The 3,399-nt window shown below is 71.7% G+C and carries 4 protein-coding genes; all 4 read left to right on the top strand.

Annotated elements, in window-relative coordinates; genetic code table 11:
* The first annotated feature begins 162 nt into the window (after positions 1-162).
* Positions 163-1,284 (top strand): ABC transporter ATP-binding protein, encoded by a 1,122-nt coding sequence (locus SSBG_RS15965; RefSeq protein ID WP_008747127.1) that lies wholly within the window; start codon positions 163-165, stop codon positions 1,282-1,284.
* Positions 1,285-1,543: 259 nt separating this feature from the next.
* A complete protein-coding gene (locus tag SSBG_RS15960) occupies positions 1,544-1,981 on the top strand; it encodes a hypothetical protein (RefSeq protein WP_008747126.1) in 438 nt (145 codons plus the stop codon).
* 237 nt (positions 1,982-2,218) lie between these two features.
* Positions 2,219-3,013: a nucleotidyltransferase family protein gene (locus SSBG_RS15955; RefSeq protein WP_037869904.1), complete on the top strand. Its 795-nt coding sequence runs from the start codon at positions 2,219-2,221 to the stop codon at positions 3,011-3,013.
* Positions 3,010-3,399: GNAT family N-acetyltransferase (locus SSBG_RS15950; protein ID WP_008747123.1), on the top strand; the 390-nt coding region annotated here is incomplete at its 3' end. The genes SSBG_RS15955 and SSBG_RS15950, both read left to right, overlap by 4 nt.

The following is a 3,399-nucleotide window of genomic DNA, read 5'->3' as shown; positions in this document are numbered from 1 at the left end:
GTCCCCACGTGCAAACCCGTTGAACATCACATGACCTGGACTACTGACAATTCGCGCACCCCCGGGGTAGCGTCACCCCCAGTTCACCCGCGTGGACTACACCACTTCTTCTCTCTTTACTCGGATCGTCCGGCACGTTCCTGCCGGTGAAGGGGGCCCGCAATGGCCACTGTGACGTTCGACAAGGCGACCCGCATCTACCCCGGCGGTACCAAGCCCGCTGTCGACCAGCTCGACATCGCCATCGAGGACGGCGAGTTCCTCGTCCTCGTCGGCCCCTCCGGCTGTGGTAAGTCCACCTCGCTGCGGATGCTCGCCGGTCTGGAGGACGTCAACGGCGGCGCCATCCGCATCGGCGACCGCGACGTGACGCACCTCCCGCCGAAGGACCGGGACATCGCCATGGTGTTCCAGAACTACGCGCTGTACCCGCACATGAGCGTCGCCGACAACATGGGCTTCGCGCTCAAGATCGCCGGCGTCAACAAGGCGGACATCCGCAAGAAGGTCGAGGAGGCCGCGAAGATCCTCGACCTGAGCGAGTACCTCGACCGCAAGCCGAAGGCGCTCTCCGGTGGTCAGCGCCAGCGTGTCGCGATGGGCCGCGCGATCGTCCGCGAGCCGCAGGTCTTCCTCATGGACGAGCCGCTGTCGAACCTCGACGCCAAGCTCCGCGTCTCGACCCGTACGCAGATCGCCTCGCTCCAGCGCCGCCTGGGCATCACGACCGTGTACGTCACGCACGACCAGGTCGAGGCCATGACGATGGGCGACCGCGTCGCGGTCCTCAAGGACGGTCTGCTCCAGCAGGTCGACTCGCCGCGCAACATGTACGACAAGCCCGCGAACCTCTTCGTCGCCGGCTTCATCGGCTCCCCGGCGATGAACCTCATCGAGGTCCCGATCACCGACGGCGGCGTCAAGTTCGGCAACTCGGTCGTCCCGGTCAACCGCGACGCGCTCCAGGCCGCCTCGGACAAGGGTGACAAGACCGTCACCGTCGGTGTCCGCCCCGAGCACTTCGACGTGCAGACCGAGGGCTCCGGCGCCGGTCTCACCAAGGACGCCCCGGCCGGCCTCCCGGTCACCGTCAACGTCGTCGAGGAGACGGGCGCCGACGCGTTCATCTTCGGCACGATCGAGATCGGCGGCGAGACGAAGGACCTGGTCATCCGCGGCAACTCCCGCGCCGTCCCGGCCAAGGGCGAGGTCCTGCACGTCGTCCCGCGCTCGGGCGAGAGCCACGTCTTCGCGACCTCCACGGGCGAGCGCCTGAGCGACTGACACCGGACGCCCTCACCCGTACGGGTGTATTACCGGCCCGCGCGGGTCGGAGAGGCAACCACACGACGACGGGCCCCGTCCTTCCCCTCGACAGGGAGGACGGGGCCCGTCGTCGTGTTCACCCGCAGCCGAAGCACCCGTCCCCCGACCCGCCCCCGACCTGCGAAGTCAACTTCCATACCCACGAAACACCGAATTACCTCACTCGATAGAGTGACTAAATGTCGCTATATCAGCACGGAGCGCTACGCTTCCCCGCGTGAATTACACCGCCCGCCGCATCGGCCGAACGCTCGCCCTCGTCCTGCCCGTCGTCCTGGTGCTCTCCGGGACGCTCGCCGTGACGCACGTCAGCTGGACGACCCAGGGGCCGAGCGATTCCACGCTCACCGCCTCCTCCTCCAACGCCTCCTCGCCCGCCGGCGAGGACGCGAAGAACAACAAGCGCCGCGCCCCCGAGGAGGTGCTGCGCACCAAGCTCCTCTCCGAACTCCAGGAGAAGGACCCGGGCATCGCGCTCACCCACCTCCAGCAGGCGATCCACGAGCGCCCCTCGCTCGCCAAGCACTGCGTCTCGCTCGCCCGCTCGCTCGGCGAGGCGGCGGTCCGCGCCTACGGCCCCAACCGCGCCCAGTCCTTCGCCCGCCCGGTCTGCGACACGGCATACGCGACGGGCGTCGCCACGATGCAGGGCTGAGCCCGGCACGGCGGCACGGAGCCGCCGGACGCCCCGTACGGGGCCGGACGACGGCCGTACGAGGCCGGGGGCGCCCCGGGGGAACCGGGCGCCCCGCCCCACGCCCCCTCCCCGCTGCCGGGCCGCCCACCCGTGGTACGGCCACCACCGCCGTACGGCCACCGCCCCCTCCGTACGGCTTTCGGCGGAGCCTGTCGCGCCTTCCCCCGCCTCACCGCCGCCCCGTAGTGTGCCGCCATGAGCGAATCGCACGTACGCCCGGACACGGACGTGGGCACCGCCGCCGGGGCACCGTCCCCCGCCTGGCCGGCCGGGGCGCCGCGCCAGGCCGTGATCCTCGCCGGGGGCCAGGGCTCCCGGCTGCGCCCGTACACCGACGACCGCCCCAAGCCGATGGTCGAGATCCCCGGCACGGGCGTGCCGATCATCGGCCATCAGCTGGACTGGCTCGCGCGCGAGGGCGTCAGCGACGTCGTCATCTCCTGCGGCCACCTCGCCGACGTCCTTATCGGCTGGCTCCAGCAGACCGAACTCCCGCTCAACGTCGAGACGGTGATCGAGCCGGAACCGCTCGGCCGGGGCGGCGGCCTCAAGTTCGCCGCCGCGCACCTGCCGCACCCCGACGAGCCCTGGTACGCGACGAACGGCGACATCTGGACCCGCTTCGGCCTGCGCGCGATGGCCGCCTTCCACGCCGAACGCGCCGCCGTCGCCACCCTCGCGCTCGCCCGTCCGCGCCTGCCCTGGGGCGTCGTGGAGACGGACACCTTCGGGCACATCAGCGACTTCGTCGAGGCCCCGCCGTCCCCGTACTCGGTCAACGCGGGCGTCTACGTCCTCTCCCCCGCCTTCACGGACCTCCTCCCCGACCGCGGCGACCACGAGCGCACCGCCTTCCCCCGCCTGGCCCGCGAACGCCGCCTCGCCGGCTACCCGATCCCGCAAGGCGCCTACTGGCGCGCGATCGACACGGCGAAGGACCTCAAGGAGGCCGCCAGGGAGCTGGCCGGGGAACGGGGTTACGAGGCATGACGATCCGGGCCGCCCGCCCCGCCGACCTGCCGCGCCTCCAGCGCGTCGAGACGGCGGCGGGCGAGCCCTTCCGCGCCCTCGGGATGCCGGAGATCGCGGACGACGCGCCGCCCGCGCTCGCGGTCCTGGAACGGCACCGGCGGGCGGGCCTCGCGTGGGTGCACGCGGCGGCGGACGACACCCCGGTGGCCTACCTGATCGCGGACCGCCTCGACGGCTGCCTCCACATCGAGCAGGTCTCGGTGGACCCCGCGCACGCCCACCGCGGTCTGGGGCGCGCGCTGATCGGCCACGCGGCGGCGCACGCCCGCGCCGAGGGCGCGAGCGCCCTGACCCTGACCACCTTCACCGAGGTCCCCTGGAACGCCCCCTACTACGCGCGCCTC

The organism is Streptomyces sp. SPB074 (genome assembly GCF_000154905.1).
GTDB lineage: Bacteria > Actinomycetota > Actinomycetes > Streptomycetales > Streptomycetaceae > Streptomyces.
This window is presented reverse-complemented; position numbering and strand designations above follow the sequence as displayed.